Source organism: Chryseobacterium camelliae (assembly GCF_002770595.1).
Taxonomy (GTDB): Bacteria; Bacteroidota; Bacteroidia; order Flavobacteriales; family Weeksellaceae; genus Chryseobacterium; species Chryseobacterium camelliae.
The window spans coordinates 711,834-729,737 of sequence record NZ_CP022986.1 but is presented as its reverse complement, the minus strand read 5'-3'; the positions used below and the strand labels follow the sequence as shown (position 1 = coordinate 729,737).

At 36.8% G+C, this 17,904-nt stretch carries 13 protein-coding genes; 8 read left to right on the top strand and 5 right to left on the bottom strand.

The window, feature by feature from the left end:
- Positions 1–66 precede the first annotated feature (66 nt).
- The 4 genes from CGB83_RS03340 to CGB83_RS03325 are packed head-to-tail and all read right to left on the bottom strand — an operon-like array spanning position 67 to position 2,811.
- Positions 67–747: a response regulator transcription factor gene (locus tag CGB83_RS03340; RefSeq protein WP_100074514.1), complete on the bottom strand. Its 681-nt coding sequence runs from the start codon at positions 745–747 to the stop codon at positions 67–69.
- A 6-nt stretch (positions 748–753) separates the two neighbouring features.
- Entirely contained in the window at positions 754–1,509 is a 756-nt protein-coding gene (locus tag CGB83_RS03335) for a sensor histidine kinase (RefSeq protein WP_157761285.1), read from the bottom strand.
- On the bottom strand, positions 1,482–2,123 hold the full coding sequence (locus CGB83_RS03330; RefSeq protein ID WP_100074512.1) for a hypothetical protein: 642 nt from the start codon (positions 2,121–2,123) through the stop codon (positions 1,482–1,484). Before CGB83_RS03330 ends, CGB83_RS03335 begins: the two co-directional genes overlap by 28 nt.
- Positions 2,110–2,811 carry a hypothetical protein gene (locus tag CGB83_RS03325; protein WP_100074511.1) on the bottom strand — a complete coding sequence of 234 codons (702 nt, stop codon included), beginning with the start codon at positions 2,809–2,811 and terminating at the stop codon, positions 2,110–2,112. Before CGB83_RS03325 ends, CGB83_RS03330 begins: the two co-directional genes overlap by 14 nt.
- Before the next feature lie 311 nt (positions 2,812–3,122).
- Between CGB83_RS03325 and CGB83_RS03320 the strand changes: the two genes are divergently transcribed.
- From CGB83_RS03320 to CGB83_RS03285, 8 genes are all read left to right on the top strand, one after another.
- Positions 3,123–3,683 carry an NADPH-dependent FMN reductase gene (locus tag CGB83_RS03320; protein WP_100074510.1) on the top strand — a complete coding sequence of 187 codons (561 nt, stop codon included), beginning with the start codon at positions 3,123–3,125 and terminating at the stop codon, positions 3,681–3,683.
- 503 nt (positions 3,684–4,186) lie between these two features.
- Positions 4,187–6,625: a type I restriction-modification system subunit M gene (locus CGB83_RS03315; RefSeq protein WP_100074509.1), complete on the top strand. Its 2,439-nt coding sequence runs from the start codon at positions 4,187–4,189 to the stop codon at positions 6,623–6,625.
- The gene (locus CGB83_RS03310) at positions 6,619–7,809 is read left to right on the top strand and encodes a restriction endonuclease subunit S (RefSeq protein ID WP_100074508.1); all 1,191 of its coding nucleotides are present in this window, start codon (positions 6,619–6,621) and stop codon (positions 7,807–7,809) included. The genes CGB83_RS03315 and CGB83_RS03310 overlap by 7 nt, the downstream gene beginning before the upstream one ends.
- Before the next feature lie 37 nt (positions 7,810–7,846).
- Positions 7,847–8,152 carry a hypothetical protein gene (locus CGB83_RS03305; RefSeq protein WP_100074507.1) on the top strand — a complete coding sequence of 102 codons (306 nt, stop codon included), beginning with the start codon at positions 7,847–7,849 and terminating at the stop codon, positions 8,150–8,152.
- Positions 8,153–8,203: 51 nt separating this feature from the next.
- A complete protein-coding gene (locus tag CGB83_RS03300; protein WP_100074506.1) occupies positions 8,204–10,039 on the top strand; it encodes a DUF262 domain-containing protein in 1,836 nt (611 codons plus the stop codon).
- On the top strand, positions 10,026–12,581 hold the full coding sequence (locus CGB83_RS03295; protein WP_100074505.1) for a GmrSD restriction endonuclease domain-containing protein: 2,556 nt from the start codon (positions 10,026–10,028) through the stop codon (positions 12,579–12,581). The genes CGB83_RS03300 and CGB83_RS03295 overlap by 14 nt, the downstream gene beginning before the upstream one ends.
- Positions 12,578–15,631: a type I restriction endonuclease subunit R gene (locus tag CGB83_RS03290; RefSeq protein ID WP_100074504.1), complete on the top strand. Its 3,054-nt coding sequence runs from the start codon at positions 12,578–12,580 to the stop codon at positions 15,629–15,631. Before CGB83_RS03295 ends, CGB83_RS03290 begins: the two co-directional genes overlap by 4 nt.
- Positions 15,631–16,326 (top strand): M48 family metallopeptidase, encoded by a 696-nt coding sequence (locus tag CGB83_RS03285; RefSeq protein ID WP_100074503.1) that lies wholly within the window; start codon positions 15,631–15,633, stop codon positions 16,324–16,326. Before CGB83_RS03290 ends, CGB83_RS03285 begins: the two co-directional genes overlap by 1 nt.
- Positions 16,327–16,367: 41 nt before the next feature.
- On the opposite strand, the gene CGB83_RS03280 is transcribed toward CGB83_RS03285, so the two are convergent.
- Positions 16,368–16,784, bottom strand: a complete 417-nt coding sequence (locus CGB83_RS03280; protein WP_100074502.1) for a helix-turn-helix domain-containing protein — start codon at positions 16,782–16,784, stop codon at positions 16,368–16,370.
- Positions 16,785–17,904 lie beyond the last annotated feature (1,120 nt).

Sequence of the window (17,904 nt, the reverse complement as noted above, 5' to 3'; positions counted from 1 at the left end):
TCCTTTTAAACATCGAGCTGATTAATTTTATGCCTGATTATTACTAAATAACCAATTACAATTAGTTCATTTATCAAACAGCACAATCTCATCAGCATCTACAATATGATTTTGTACGGCATAGATCACCAGCCCCGCCATATTTTTTACACCGGTTTTCAGCATCAGGCTGGTTTTATGGGTTTCTACTGTTTTTGGGGAAAGGTATAAGGTATCCGCGATTTCTTTTGTACTGAACTGCTGGCAGACCAGCCGGAGCACCTCGGTTTCCCGTTCCGTAAGCCCGTCCTTGGAGAGCGCATGGAATTCGGGAAGCTTATTGGACAGCTGGCTGCGCATGACTTCAACCTGCTCCTCCGAAAAATAGTGCCCGTGGTGATAGACCGTATGCATGATCTTCACCAGGTCTTCCAGGTCGGTTTCTTTAGGCAGGAAAGCATGGGCGCCCATTTTCAGCATCTGACCCATAAAAGAACGGCGGTAAAAGCTCGACAAAACAATGATTTTGGGAGCTTCAGGTTGATCAGCTAAAGAAGAGAGGACTTCAAGGCCGTCACCCTGGGCCATTCTGAGATCCAGCAGGAGTATCTGTGGCAGGCTGATGTCGGTTTCGTTCAGGAAATGATGGCCTCCGGTTGAGGTCAGCACGACTTCATAATTGGTGGTGCTGTTGATGTAATTTTTTAAAAGCTGAACCAGCATCAGGTCGTCGTCTACGATGCCTACTTTGATTTTTGAGTTTTCCATATGAAATTAATTTAGATGTTTGATGATGATAAACCGGGTTCCTTTCTGAGGTTCAGATGTAAACCGGTAGCGGGCATTCATTTGTCCTGCTCTCAGCCGGATGCTTTGCATTCCGATACCTGCTGCTTTAACCGTTCCCGGGGTGAATCCTTTGCCGTTATCTTCCACTTTCAGAAAAAGATACCGTTCCGAAATCCTTAATGAAATGGTAATCACAGAAGCATCAGCATGTTTCAGAGCATTGTTGATTACCTCCTGGAGGATCCTGAAAAAATTCAGTTTCACGGGACTGCCGATGCAGTCCGGTGCCTGTACTGACGGATAATATCGTACCTGAATATTCGTTTTTACCTGTTCCAGATAATCTGAAACCAGGTCCTCCAGTCCGATTTCACTGAGATCCGGAGGAGTCAGGTGATGGCTCAGTTCCCGGATATGCCGCACTGAATTTTTCAGGTCCAGATGGAACTCGTGCATATCCCGGCCCTGAGCATTCAGCCGGATGAGGTTCAGCCGCGAAATGATGTTGTCATGAAGCTCGCCTGCAAGCCTTTCCCGGTCTCTTTCCTGCAGGTAAAGGGTGTTTTCCCCGTATTCAACCTGCATTTTATGGATCAGCAGGGAAGCTTTCCGTTTATTTTTTCTGACATGGCTGATATAACGCAGGATCAGCAATGTAACAAAAGCCGTTATGAGCACTGACAATCCGATCCCGATCCATATCCACATCAGGATCACGCCTTCGTTTTTCCCGTATTCCATCCCAGATTGATACATGCGATATAGAACAGCCATAATAAGACGCCCCTGAAGAGCCATACCGGAGCTACCCACTGCAGGTGATGGTGAATCAGAAAACTGAAGGTCGTCGAAATAATGCTTTCAATGGAAAAAAACAGAAAGATCAGAATGTTGACGGTAATCAGGTTCCTGTCACTGCCGGGATTTTTAAATATATGCAGGAAATATGCTGCTGCCAGGCTACAGATGATGATATCCTTAATGATATTGGAATACCACGTAACCCAGGAGGCAGCCCCGCTGCCGGTAAGGCTGATGACCAGTGATGTGCCGGTAAACAGATAAATGATCCACTTTACGGAAGGCGGAATTTTAAAAAAATACGTGCTGTATATCTCAGTCATCATCAGTAAGCCAAAGCTCTGGCTAAGCGGATAAAGGTACATATTGGCGGTATTAACTTTCATAAGCCGGAAAATAAGGTCCGACAGTTCAGCGGTCAGTTCACCCACAAGGAAGATCAACAGGAGCTTCCTGGCGTGTTTTCCTCTTTTCAGGAACAGGAAAAATCCCGTGAGCAAGGTAATGTTAATGGTAAACTGAAGATAAAAAGACAGCGCATTATATGCAGGCATGGCTTTCCTGCAATAATTGGTAATTTTCGACAGGATCTTCGGCCGTAAACGGCGGACGGGGTGTGGAACAGTTTTCTGCAGTACTGCTGATGCTGTTTATTTCCAGGTCCTTCATCGTGATGATTTCGATATGGTATTTATCCAGGGAAGCAGGGGCCGATTGACCATCGGTAAGCCCGAAAAATGAAATGCAGGACTGTCCGTTTTTCAGCTCCATATTCCGGTAGTCTTCAAAAGGGATTGAAATGACCTGGAAAAAGTTTTCCTTTTGTGTTGCCATCCACGCATGGCCATACATATTGAACATGAAATTACGGTAGATCGCCGATTCAGAAGAAATAGGCGTGCAGACCTGTTGAGGGTCTGGAGTATGGAAGGAAGGAAGATCGCGGTCCATTTCTTTGGTCACAATATAACTGAAATCCTTTGCTGCATCACTTACAGAGTCGATGAGAAACAATTTGAATGCCTCGTTATCAACGCCCGCATAGACATGGATAAGCGGATTAGATGCATTGGCCAAGCGTTCCGTCCATTGCTGGATTTCAGAGGCTGTGACGGAGAAATGAGATCCCTGGTTCAGAAGCCTCAGGATCTTTTTGCCGCTTTCATCATCATCATGTATTCGGTAAGTATCAATCAGTTTTTTCCAGCTTTTGATGGCGTGGCAAATGGGTGTAATGTTCATGCTTTCTAGTTTTAATGGTGATAATTTTGTGAAATTTACAAAAAAAAGCGTTTATGTTTATCTTAATATTGGGAGATATTGATCGGGTAGAAGGGTGGCAGGATCTGATCCGCCAGAAAGCATAAAGCTTTACTACATGCTACTGATAATCCCTGATCCCAGTATTCCGGAAATCCAGATCTCGTTTCATGAATGAACAGGCCGGTGGCTGAAGCTCCCGAAGCCATACGCTGCGGCAAGAAACTTGTACTGTTGTGAACGATCGGGATATAGCCTGATCCGTTGCACAGAGACCACTAAATTATATCGATATGGATAAAGTAATAGGAATTCTTGCAGGAAGCCTGCGTAAAGAATCGTTTTCAAAGAAAATTGCACAAGCCATTGTACCGATGGCACCGGAAGGCTACCGGTTTCAGATTGTTTCATTAGACGGACTGGAAGTCTACAATCAGGATTTTGACGACCATAATCAGGTCCCGGAATCGTACAAAGCTTTCCGGGAAGAAATGCAGAACGTAGACGGTATCATCTTCATCACTCCCGAATACAACCGTTCTGTACCCGGCGTCCTGAAAAATGCCCTCGACATCGGTTCCCGGCCGGCCGGTAAAAGTGTCTGGGACAAAAAACCTGCAGCGATCTTCAGCAATTCCCCGGGAAATATTTCCGCATTCGGGGCCAACCACCATTTGAGGCAGAGCCTCGTATTCCTGAATATGCCCGCCATGCAGCAGCCGGAAGTCTACATCGCCAAAGCCAACGAATTGTTCGATGACAGCGGAGCCCTGAAAGAAGGCGAAACCAAAAAATTCATTAAAGAAGCGGTAGAAGCGTATATTGCCTGGTTTGAAAAGAATGCAGAGGCTTAAATGCAGGAGTAAGGTTTTGATATAAAAGCCACAAACAGAATAACAAATCTTAGCTGATCAAAGCCCGGTTGTTGCCGGGCTTTTTTGTGGAGTATATCGACAAGTTGTCTTCTGGCAGCTATGAGTTGCACTGGAACATAACAGCCTGAATTATTTTTACGGCTTCCCATCTCATAGGGATTGATTTTTTAGCTATATTTGGCAAAACTTTAACCGTGAAAAAACTGTTTTTTCCTGACCGCCCTGTGCGGTGTCCTTTCCTTCCTGCATGCGCAATCCGTTCCAAAATTTGTCTACGCCAAGATTGTCGGGGAATAGATGTTCCTCAGCAATAAGGTGACCGTATCTATTGATTACGGACAGGCGACTTTTTTAGAAACTTAAGAGTCGATAGAAAGGTTACAATGATAAATAACAGGTTAAAAAGTCTGTATTTATAAGCGTAATATAGTTTAAAAATTGCTTTTTTGGTTATATTTAACGCTTAAATTGAAATAGAATTAATGGCTATTAAAAAATCTGAGCTATACAGTTCATTATGGGCTAGTTGTGATGAATTACGAGGAGGTATGGACGCCTCTCAATATAAAGATTATGTACTTACAATGTTATTTGTAAAGTATATTTCCGATAAATACAAAGGTGACCCATATGGTGCCATCACTGTTCCAGAGGGAGCATCTTTTGATGATATGGTGGATTTGATTGGAAATGCTGAGATTGGCGATAAGGTCAATAAGCAGATTCTGAATCCAATCAAAGAAGCTAATAAACTCAATGAATTTCCTGATTTTAATGACGAAAGTAAATTGGGTAAAGGAAAAGATTTGGTAGATACGGTTTCTAATTTGGTACGTATTTTCAACGACCCGAGTTTAGATTTTTCGGAAAATTCTGCTGAAGGCGACGATATTTTAGGCGATGCGTACGAATATTTGATGCGCCATTTTGCTACGGAAAGCGGAAAATCGAAAGGACAGTTTTATACGCCTGCCGAAGTTTCGAGGGTGCTGGCAAAAGTGATTGGCATTAACCAAAACAATTCTTCGCACCAAACAATGGCTTACGACCCGACCTGTGGTTCGGGTTCGCTGTTGCTGAAAGTGATGAATGAAGCAGGCAAAAACATTGACCTGTACGGACAAGAAAAAGAAACCACCACTGCCAACTTAGCGCATATGAATATGATTCTGCACGGTGCGGAAACCGCTACCATTATTGCAGATAATACTTTGAGCCGCCCGTTTTATAAAGAAGAAAATGGCTCACTTAAAAAGTTTGATTATGTGGTTGCCAATCCGCCTTTTTCTTTGAAAAGCTGGAGCAATGGTGTGAATGTGGACAGCGATGAACACAATCGTTTTGCATTAGGTGTTCCGCCGGAAAAGAATGGTGATTATGCTTTTCTTCTGCATATTTTACAATCTTTAAAAGCCAATGGAAAAGGTGCAGTGGTGTTGCCTCACGGCGTTTTGTTCCGTGGCAATGCCGAGGGAGAAATTCGTAAGAATATTTTAAAGAAAGGCTACATCAAAGCCATCATCGGTTTGCCTGCCAACTTGTTTTATGGTACTGGCATTCCGGCTTGTATCATTGTGTTGGATAAAGAAAATGCCGAGCAGCGCAAAGGTTTGTTTATGATTGATGCGAGCAAGGGCTTTGTGAAAGACGGCAACAAAAACCGATTACGGGAGCAGGACATTCGTAAAATTACCGATGTGTTTGATACTTTTGCGGAAGTACCGAAGTTTAGCCGAATGGTTTCGATGACGGAAATTGCCGACCCTAAAAACGATTACAACCTCAACATTCCACGGTATATCAATACGCAGGAAGCGGAAGATATTCAGGATTTGGCGGGGCATTTGTCGGGTGGTATTCCGCAGAAAGATGTGGACGGTTTGCAGGCCTATTGGGATTTGTTTCCTTCGATGAAAGCCGATTTGTTTAGCCCGGCAAGAGCAGGTTATTTTGAATTGAAAGTACCTGCGGAAACCATTAAAACCACCATTTTCAACCATCCCGAATTTGTAGCTTTTAATACAAAAATGCACACCGCTTTTGATAAATGGTTGAACGAACAACAAACGGAGTGGAATGATTTAGATAAAGGTTTTGCAGTAAAAGAAGCCATTGAAACATCGGCACAGGGCATTTTGGAACATTTCGAAGACAATGCTTTGGTGAACCGTTATGCGATGTACCAACACCTGATGCAATACTGGAACGAAGTGATGCAGGACGATTTTTATTCGATTGCTTTAGACGGCTGGAAGGCAGGGAATGAATACACCCGATTGGTCATCAAAGGTAAAAAAGGAAAAGACGGTAAAACTGCACAAGACAAAGAGATTGCAGGTTTGGCAGGTATTGAAGGCAGAATGATAACGCCGGAAATGATGATACATTATTTCTTCAAGGAACAAAATGACAGTTTACAGGATTTAGAAAACCAGCTGAACCTTACGCAGGAAGCCCTTGCCGAAATAGAAGAGGAAAACAGCGGAGAGGAAGGCATTTTCAGTGATTTGGAAAAAATCAATCTTAAAAATGTAAAAGACTTTTACAAAGAACGTAAAGCAGAAAATACCTCTAAGGAAGAATTGAAATACATTAAAAACTACATCGATACGCAGGAAGCTTTGGGTGGCATTACCAAACTGATAAAAATTGCAAAAGAGAACTTGGAAGTAAAAGTGGTGGCGCAATATCCTTTATTAACCGAAGCCGAAATAAAAGATATGGTGATTAACCACAAATGGACACCCGTATTGCAAAATGCCCTGAACAGCGAACAGGAAAAGCTGAGCCAAAACCTTACAAAACGCATTAAGGAACTGGCAGTGCGCTATCAACAGGCTTTACCAGCTTTGGAAGACCAAACTGCGGAAGCTTCACAAAAAGTTTTGGTTCACCTACAAAAAATGGGATTGGTATGGTAAAAGAAAGTAGGACGAAGCAGACGGAGATTGGATTAATTCCTGAAGATTGGGAATATGATTTTGCAGGGAAATATCTTGATTTTTTAACAGGATTTCCTTTTAAAAGTGATTTGTTTTCTAACCAAGGAACCAAATTATTAAGAGGTTCAAATGTCAAGAGAAACGAGGTTGTCTGGAATGAAGATTTGGTTAGGTATTGGGACAATGTAGATTTTTCTTTAAATAAATATTTACTTAAAGATGGTGATATTATTATTTCAATGGATGGTTCTCTTGTAGGAAGAAGTTTTGGACAAATTAGAGAATTTGACTTGCCTTGCCTATTAGTTCAACGTGTTGCAAGGTTAAGAGGAACTAAAATTCATACAAATTATCTCAAACAATACTATTGTAGCGAATATTTCACTGCTCACTGTGATAATAATAAAACGTCCTCTGCAATTCCTCACATTAGTCCAAAGGATATTTTAGAATTTAAAATACCATTTCCAAAATCCTTACCCGAACAAGAAGCGATAGCTGAAGCCTTGAGTGATGCCGATGCCTGGATAGAAAGCCTGGAGCAACTCATCGCCAAAAAACACCTCATCAAACAAGGAGCAATGCAGGAATTGTTGACGGCAAAGGAGGATTGGGAAGTGAAGAAGTTGGGAGAGGTTTGTGAAGTATTAAATGGTAGAGCGTATTCACAAAATGAATTGCTTAACAGAGGTAAATATAAAGTTCTTCGAGTGGGCAATTTTTTTTCTAGTGAAAAATGGTATTGGAGTAACTTAGAATTAGGAGATAAGTTTTATGTTGATAATGGAGATTTGATGTATGCTTGGTCAGCCTCTTTTGGACCAAAATTTTGGAATGGAGAAAAAACAATTTATCATTATCATATTTGGAAACTTGAAGTGATGAAATCTGTAAATAAGTATTTTCTGTATTATTTATTAATTGAAGATAAAGAAAGTATTGTAAAGCAATCACAAGGAGGAACAATGATTCATATTACAAAGGAATCTATGGTAAATCGAAAATTTGTTTTTCCATCCCTCACTGAGCAAATACGTATCGCCACGATATTAGCGGATATGGATGCAGAGCTGGAAGCTTTGGAAGCGCAATTGGACAAAGCAAGAAAGATAAAACAAGGAATGATGCAGGAATTGCTGACGGGGAGAGTGCGGTTGGTGTAGGGAAATAATAAAAAACTAAAGTATAAAAACTAAAACTATGAAAAGAGAAGAATTTAAGAATTGGTTAATCAATGATTATAAGGAGGGGCAAGGAATGAATGCTGGTTCAGCTGAAAATAGAATAAGTAATGCGCAAAAAGTTGAAAATGCTTTAGGGGATTTGGATCAACATTTTGAAAATGATAAATTAGAATCTCTGATGATACAACTTAAGTATGCAAAAGGAGAAACAAAGCCTTTGCCTGAAGGAATTGATATTAAAGGTAACTATGTTGATGGAATGGCAACATTAAGGCAAAGTGTTAGAAGATATTTAGAATTTAAAAGGTCGGAAAGTAAATGAATATCAAGATATCCACCTCAACTACACATCAATTCAGATAACACTTCATTAATGATTGAGAATCTAAAAAAAATAGAAGAACTTTTAGACTATAATTTTCTAATCGATACTTATCAACGTGGTTACCGATGGGATACTACACAGGTATTTAGCTTGTTGAATGATATTAATGAATTTACACCCGAATTTCAATCGTTCTATTGTTTGCAACCTTTGGTCGTGAAAAAATTGGATGATAAAACTTTTGAGTTAATTGATGGACAGCAAAGAGCAACAACTATTTGTTTGATACTGATTTTCTTTGACTCTAAAAGATTTCAACTTTTATATTCTACCAGAAATACAGAAGAAAATGGGATTAATTCTTTTTTTGAAAGTATAACAGATTTATCAACTCCTGAATTTCTGTTAAATAATGAATTGGAAGATTTTCAAGCTTTTGACAATATAATTTCTAAACATTGGAAAGAGAAAATCACACAGAATAATCCTGATATTAATAACGTTGACAATTTTTATTTTTATAGAAGTTTTTGTGTTATAAAAAACTGGTTCAATCCATTTGATGAAAAGTCAAAACAAGAGTTTCTACAAAAATTATTGACGCTCATTAAAGTAATCTGGTACGTAGAAAATGAAGAGTCATCCGATAAAAAAATCATCAAGAAATTCATTGATTTTAATGAAGGGAAAATTGAACTAGAGCAGGCTGAGCTTATTAAAGCATTATTCGTACTTGATATTTTAAAGAATCCAAATGTTATTCAACGTCAATACGATGAAAATCACTTTGCTGATGATTGGAATTTGATAGAACATCAAATGGGAGATGATAAGTTTTGGCAATTTATTTCTAATAATAAAAATGATAAAAACATATCCAATAAAATCAATCTTTTGTTTCAGTTACACAATGGATTTGGAAAAGCGGAAGATCATTTTTACAACTACAGAAAATTTGAGAAATCATCTAAAACAACAATAGTTGAAGATAAACTTAATTGGGACAAAATCACCACTTTGTACAATAGTTTAGAAGAATGGTTTTTTGATAGAACTTCTTATCATTTAACCGGTGCAATCATTCATCTCACCAATTTTAATATTTCAAAAATTCTTGAAACTGCTGTGAAATCTGACAGTAAGAAAGCATTTCGAAACAACCTTCGAAGTATTTTATCTGATTTTTTTAAAGATAATGGAACGTGGAAAAAAGGGTTTGACCCTCAACTAATCAAATACAATGAATCCGGTATTTTTAAGGTGTTGTTTCTGTACAATATTGCTCTTACTGAAGTAGATGAAAAAGATTCATTTTTCCCCTTTTATCGCTTTTATGATGCCAAGAATTGGAACATAGAACACATATTGGCTAAGAATGATGATGGTTTGGAGACATTTGAGGAATTCAGCAGTTTTCATAATGATATTAAGTCTTTATTAGAAGTATCAGCTAAGGAAGAAATAAGTGAAGAAAATAAAAGCATAATAACAAATCTATTAGACGAGTTATATCAATTAATTGATACAAGTAAAAAAGCAGAATGTAAAAGAAAAATTAAAGAAATAAACGACAAAATAGCAGAATTTTTTAGTATTGATGACTTTAATAATTTATGCCTTTTGGACCAATCAACCAATATAAAAGTTGGTAAAAAGCCATTCAGAAGAAAAAGGAACATCGTGTTGAACTTAGATCTAGAAATTAAAATAAAAAAAGACGCTTATATTCCAATAGGAACAAAATATGTATTTTCCAAAAAATCGACACCATCAGAGTTTTATCAAATTAATTACTGGAGTTTAAAAGATAGAAAATATTATGATGATATAATAAAGATTACGATCAACAACTTTTTAAAACACGAAAAAGATGGAGCAAACTAAATCTTTTTATGACATTGTAAGTAAATATATTATTGAAGTACCAATAATACAAAGAGAGTATGCACAGGGCAGAAATACTGAAAAGGTAAAATCTATCAGGAAAAGGTTTGTCACTGATCTTGCTAAAACAATCATAAATAATGAAGAAATACATCTTGGATTTGTGTACGGAAAAATTGAAGGAAAAGAAAATCTCAAGAGAAAAATATTAAATAAAGAAGCTGTCTCGTCAATATTAGAAGCTGTTAAATTTTATGCACACAATTTAGAGTTTAAAATTTCTGCGAATATAGAAGAAACAGAAGATGAAGAGTCTAATCAAAATCTTTTGAAATTTATTCCTTTGGACGGCCAGCAAAGATTAACAACCTTGTATTTATTATACTGGTACTTATATTTCAAAGGTGCCAAATCAAAAAATAACGATTGGCTTAGCCATTTTAAATATTCAAATAGAAAATCTTCTCTATCATTTTGTAAAGAGTTAGTCAATGCAGAAAATATTGACTCTCTACGAAAAAAGCAAAAAAAGAATGCTGAAATAAACATAAAAGAGTTGATTACCAATTCAAGTTTCTTTTTGAAAAAATGGAGTAAAGATTCAACTGTAAGTGGAATGCTCGAAATGTTGTTATCTATAGAAAGTGCTTTCGATTCTGATTTTGATTATTCTAAAATAAATGTTAAAGAACTGCCTTTCACTTTTGATTTTATGGATTTAGATTCATTAAATCAAACAGATGATTTGTACGTGAAAATGAATTCCAGAGGAAAGCAGTTGTCAGATTATGAGCATTTTAAATCTTGGCTGCAAGAATATCATAAAGAAACTGAAGATAATGTTTGGATGGAATCTTTTTGGAAAAAGCTCGATACTGTTTGGCTGAATTACTTTTGGCGAAATATAGATTCTGATTTTAGTGCATTAGACGATTTCTTCTATAATTACATTAAGAATTTGGCATTAATGTATTGTTTGGCAAATAATAAAGAAATCCCTTTTGAAAAACTTAGAGAAAGCTATAATTTAATTAGAAATACAGAGGTCTACGACAATCAGAAGATATCCTATATACCATTAGAGAAATATTTTATAAAATGGATTGACAATGAGAATAAAGAAAATAATTATTTTTTATTTAATGCCGATTCGCTAAAATTTATTGAACAAACTTTTGATTCTCTGATTTATTTAGAGCAAAATGACAGAATTAAAGAATTTGAATTACCGAATATAGTTTGTAATCCATTTATTGAAAATTTACTTTCTGATTTTTTCTTAAAGTCAAATTTGTTTACACCAACTTTGTGGCATTCAGTGTTTTATTACTCTTTTATTATTTTCATTAATGATAGAAATCAAAACGAATTTACAGTAACAGGTTTACAGAATTGGTTAAGATTTACTAGAAACATTATATATAATACATACATTCAAAGTCCAGAGAATTTCAATAGTGCGTTGAAGCAGATCAATAATATTGAGCATTTAAAATTCCAGATTAATGATGCCCTTTTAAATAACAAGGTAGAAAATGTATTTTTTGAAAACAGCCAATTTGAAGAAGAAAAGATAAAAATTGTGCTGATTAATGAGGAGGGCTGGAAAGAACAAATTCAACTACTTGAAAATCATTCCTATCTCTATGGGCAAATTAATTTTGTGTTAGAGTTTGCAAAAGATGAATCAGGAGATTATTCTTTAGTCGATTTTATTAGGTATGGTAGTGCCGTAATGAACTTGTATAGCAAAGAAATAAGACAGAATGCTGAAAAAATTCTAGAACGGTTTTTACTTTGTGAAGACTTTTATCTCCCGAATTACAAATCAGATTATATATTTTGCAGCGGTTCTTTAGGTGGGTTAAGAACTAAAAACGAAAATTGGCGAATGTTTTTTAAAGGAAGTAAAATTAACGCACTAAAAGAAGTAATTGATAAATTAGAAGACAATCAAATTACCCCTCAATTACTTACAAATTATATTTCTGATTACCTTGAATCAAGTAACTTAAAAAAATCTAATTGGAAATATTTGTTTTTAAAATTTCCTCAAGCTATTAGTTATTGTAAAGAAACTGCAATTCGAAAGGAATCAGAAAATGATATTCGCTTATTAAAAGGTTTTCCAATATTTGCTTATCATAGTGAGTTAAGGAGCTATTGTTTATTTCTAGAGTTTAAAGACAAAAGTGCTACGAAAGATAACAGGATTTCCCCAGCTAAATTTTCTCCATTTACTAAATTTTGGTATTTTAAGGATAAAAATACAGACGGACATCCCGGTGTTTATTTTGAAGGATTTAGCCACAATAATAGAAACTACAAACTTGAAATTAGATATTCAAAAACAAAAGAAGAATTTGAATTATTATTTTTTCATAAAGAAGAAATAGAAAATAGAGTAGCCGATGTTAGTTTAGAAAATCTCAGTTTTGTTTTCGATTCCAACTTCAAACATTATTTTAAATCTGTTCCTTTTGATAAAATAGAAAATGAACTAGATATTATTTGTTTGGAACTTAAAACCGTTAGTCAATGATCAACCCCATAGAACGCATTACCCAAAACCGCATTATCCAACTCTTTCAAAAAGAATTGGGCTATACCAATTACGGCAATTGGGAAAAAAAAGAAAATAACAGTAATGTAGAAGAAGCAATTCTAAAGCATAATTTGCTTCAACGAGGTTATTCAGAAACCTTGGCAGAGAAGGCGGTAAAAGAAGTCTATGATTTGGCGACTACCAATTCCGGTAATTTATATAATCGTAACAAAGCAATGTATTCACTTTTGCGGTATGGAGTGAAAGCAAGACCAGATTTGGGTGAGCAGTTTGATACAATCTTCCCGATTGACTGGAATGATTTTGATAAAAATGAATTTGGCATTGCAGAAGAAGTGACGCTCACGAAAGGTGAAAACAACCGCCGTCCGGATGTCGTTTTATATATCAACGGAATTGCGATTGGTGTGTTAGAACTGAAAAGAGGAACAACTGATATTTCTGAGAGCATCAACCAATCTATTTCCAACCAAAAAGTATTGTTTAACGAGTGGTTTTATACTACCGTGCAGTTGCTGATGGCAGGTAACAATACACAGGGTTTGAAATACGGAACTATAGAGACCAAATCAAAATATTACTTGTCCTGGAAAGAAGATGAAACAGATAATGAAGGTTATAAATTAGATAAGTATCTTAAAAAATTATGCACTAAAGAGCGACTTCTTGATATCATTTTCAATGGTGTAGTGTTCGATGCAGGTATAAAGAAATTACCTCGCCCACACCAGTATTTTGCTTTGAAAGAAGCTCAAAGGTTTGTACGTAAAAAGGAAGGCGGTATCATTTGGCATACGCAAGGTTCTGGGAAATCACTGATGATGGTGATGCTCGGAAAATGGATTTTAGAAAATGTTTCCAATTCACGAATTGTCATTTTAACCGACCGTACCGAACTCGATGATCAGATAGAAAGGGTCTTTAAAGATGTGGGCGAAACCGATGTTGCCAAAACAAGATCAGGAAAAGAATTGATGCAGTTTTTAACTTCTTCAAGACCGAGGTTGGTTTGTTCGCTTATTCATAAGTTTGGTAATAAAACAGAAACTGATTTTAATGCTTTTATCAAAGATTTACAAGACAATCCTGTACAAACGCAGGGAGAGATTTTTGTTTTTATTGATGAGTGTCACCGTACGCAAAGCGGTAAGCTGAACCAAGTAATGAAAGCAGTTTTGCATAACGCTGTTTTTATTGGCTTCACAGGAACACCATTATTAAAAGAGGATAAGAAAACAACAATGGATGTGTTTGGAAGGTACATTCATACTTATAAATTTAATGAAGCGGTAGAAGATGGGGTTGTGAAAGATCTGATGTATGAAGGTCGTTCTATTGAACAAAATATGACGTCTCAAACCAAAGTAGACCAATGGTTTGAAGCAAAGACAGCAGGTTTAAATGATTTCCAAAAGAATGAACTTAAGAAGAAATGGGGTACGATGCAAAACGTATTGAGTTCTAAAAGCAGAATGGAAAAGATTGTTGCTGATATTGTGGTTGATTTCTCTGTTAAACCACGATTGATATCCCAAAATGGAAATGCTATTCTTGTAGCATCCAGTATTTATGAGGCTTGTAAATACTATAATTTATTTTTAAATACTGAACTTAAAAATAGATGTGCTATCATCACTTCTTATAATCCTAATGCTGGAGATGTTTCACTGGAAGATACAGGAGCAGATAGCGAAACAGATAAACAGTTTATTTATAAAACGTACACAGATCTTTTACAGAATGTAAGTCCAAAAGGAAATAAATCTAAAACAGAAACCTACGAAACGGATTCTAAAGAGAGTTTCCGTAAAGAACCAGCAAGAATGAAGCTGTTGATTGTAGTTTCTAAGCTATTGACAGGCTTTGATGCACCACCTTGTACCTACATTTATATTGACAAGCGAATGCAGGATCATACATTGTTTCAGGCAATATGCAGAGTCAACCGTTTGGATACCGACGATAAGGATTACGGCTACATTATTGATTATATGGAATTGTTCGGCAATGTAACTGATGCTATCAATGTTTATACTTCTGAATTAGATAGCGAAGGATTTACTGATGAGCAGGTAAGCGTACAATTGAAAGACCGTCTGAAAATAGCTAAAGACCGTTTATTCACAGCATTGGAAACAGTAGAAAGCATTTGTGAAAATGTTGCTTCTCCAAAAAATGATTTAGCCTATATTCACTACTTTTGTGGCAATACCGAAAATCCGGAAGACTTAAAAGCAACAGAGTATAAACGCATGGCTTTATATAAAGCTATTGTAGAATACATCAGAGCTTATTCAAATGTAAAAGCAGATTTTATTGCAGCAGAATTTACGGATGCAGAAATAAAAAGGTTTAATGATAAACTTGATGAATATCTAAACCTTCGTGAAATCATTCGTATTGCTTCGGGTGAAAGCATTGATTTAAAAGCTTATGAAGCAGATATGCGTTTCCTGATAGATACATATATTAAAGCTGAAGAATCAGAGGTGATTTCTCCTTTCGAGAATATTTCGTTATTGGATTTACTGGAAACGGATATGGATAAAGCCATTGATAGTTTGCCAAAAGAGATCAAAGGTAATCAGGAAGCAGTTGCTGAGGTCATAGAAAATAATGTCCGTAGCAAGATTGTAGAAGATCATTTATTTGATCCTAAATATTTCGATCATATGTCAGTTTTATTGCAAGAATTGATTGAACGAAGAAAACAAGAGACTATCAATTACCGAGATTATTTGAAAGAGATGGCAGAAGTCATCCGCCAAGTTAATCAAGGTAAGAAAGATGATATTCCAAAATCACTAAATACAAAGGGTAAAGTAGCATTGTACCACACTTTAGATGGAGATGAGAAATTGGCGCTGGTACTTGAAGAAAAAGTTCAATATGCTAAGCAGGAAGGTTTCAGAGAAAATCTAGCAAAGCAAAAGTTGGTAAAGAAGGCTATTTTTGATGTATTGGATGATGTAAGTAAGGTTGAAGAAATTTATAAAATCATTGAAGCTCATAAAGACGAATATTAATGACCACTGAAATTTTACATATCGGTTCGGTAGATATAGAAGTCACTTTTAAAGCAATAAAAAACCTGCATTTAAGTGTTCATCCGCCTTATGGAAAAGTAACTATTGCTTCTCCTGATTTTTATGATTTGGAAAAGGTGAAGATATATGCAGCTACAAAGTTAGGCTGGATTAAAAGAGAGCAGGATAAAATCAGAAGCCAAGAGCGTGAAGAGCCTAAATTAATGATTACTCAAGAAAGTCATCAGTTTTTAGGGAAGCGTTATTTACTAAAAGTTATTGAAGCCAATCGGCCAAAATTAGTTCTAAAACATAATGCAATTGAACTATATGCAACACCAAATGCTACTTTAGAGCAAAAACACAATACCCTTTATAACTGGTACAAAAGAGAATTAGAAGCAAAAATTGGAAACTTAATTTTCGATTACGCTAAATTAATGAATGTTACAGATATCAATTTTGGTATCAGAAAAATGAAAACCAAATGGGGAAGCTGCAGTATCGAAAAACGAATGCTTTGGTTTAATATTGAATTGGCGAAGAAACCGATTGATTGTATAGAATATATTGTTGTGCACGAACTTGTTCATTTATTAGAAAGAAATCATAACAAGAACTTCATTATTTTGATGGATAAGTTTTTGCCGAACTGGCGCATTCAGAAAAGAATATTAAATGAATTACCGTTGTAGTAATTAAAATATAAAATCCTGAGACCATGCTCAGGATTTATCTATTTATCTTGTATCAACTTCTCCATCATTCTAATCTGCTCATCCTTAGCCTTCAGCAGCTCCGCATTCAGCCGTTTAATCTCCTCCAAAGCTTCAATCCATTTTTCAATGGGATTTACAGTTGGATAATAACTAAACAAAGAATTACCTGAAGCATTATCACTGTTATGAACTGTATTTGATATTATATTAATCGCCTGTTCCTCATCAAAATTCTGAAACGCCTCTACGGGAATATGCAGTATTTCGGAGATTTTCTGAAGGATGGCTTCTTCGATGACGTCTTTTTGTTCCAGGAGGGAAACTTTCTTTTGGTTCCATTCATCGCCTAAGTCGAGGGCGAGGGCTTCCTGCTTGACGCCCAGCATTTCCCTGAAGCGTTTGACGTTGCGTCCCTGATGTATTTTCTGTTCCATGTGTTTTGTTTTTCTGAGCCGTAAAGATACAGCCAATCTTTTAAAAGTGTGACGAGTAAAGGTATAAATTATCCGGTAAAAATCCTAACCCAATGACTATGGTAGTCACTTTCAGGATGTAGTTTTGATGGGTATGCCTTCTGCGGAAAGGCATGAACTAACAGGGAAGCAAAAACTAAGTACTTTCTGATACCTATTTCGATCCTATGCTGAAAAGACTAATGGATGACACTGTTGAATGTCCGTCTGTTCGGATGCGCAATGAAGTGAAGTGTATCGAGAACTTGTTGAAAAGGATTACACTTTTGTTTGCTACTCACCGGTTCTCGATACATTTTTCTCCGCGTTGCTGCGAAAAACACTCGAACTGACGGGGGCAGCAGTGTTTGTCAGTGATCTATTTCCGTCGCCGTCTGTTCGAGTGCGCAACGCAGTGGAGTGTATCGAGAACTTGTTGAAAAGAATCCAACTTCAGTTTAATACAGACCGGTTCTCGATACATTTTTCTCCGCTTTGCTGCGAAAAAAACTCGAACGGACGGTGCCGCAGTGTTGGTCAGATATTGATTCCGTCGCCGTCTGTTCGAATACGCAACGAAGTGGAGTGTATCGGGAACTTGTTGAAAAGGATCACTTTTGCCTGCTATTCACAGGTTCTCGATACATTTTTCTCCGCATTGCTGCGAAAAAAACTCGAACTGACGGGGCTGTAGTGATTATAATTGATCTATTTCCGGGTTCGTCTGTTTGAGTACGCAACGAAGTGGAGCGTATCGGGAACTCGTTGAAAAGGATCACACTTTTGTCTGCTACTCACCGGTTCTCGATACATTTTTCTCCGCGTTGCTGCGAAAAAAACTCGAACTGACGGTGCCGCAGTGTTTGTCAGAGATTGATTTTCGTCTCTGTCTGTTTGAGTACGAAACTAAGTGGAGTGTATCGGGAACTTGTTGAAAAGGATTACACTTTTGTTTGCTACTCACCGGTTCTCGATACATTTTTCTCCGCGTTGCTGCGAAAAAAACTCGAACGGACGATGCCGCAGTGTTGGTCATAGATTGATTTCCGTCGTCGTCTGTTCGAATACGCAACGAAGTGGAGTGTATCAAGACTTGTTGAAT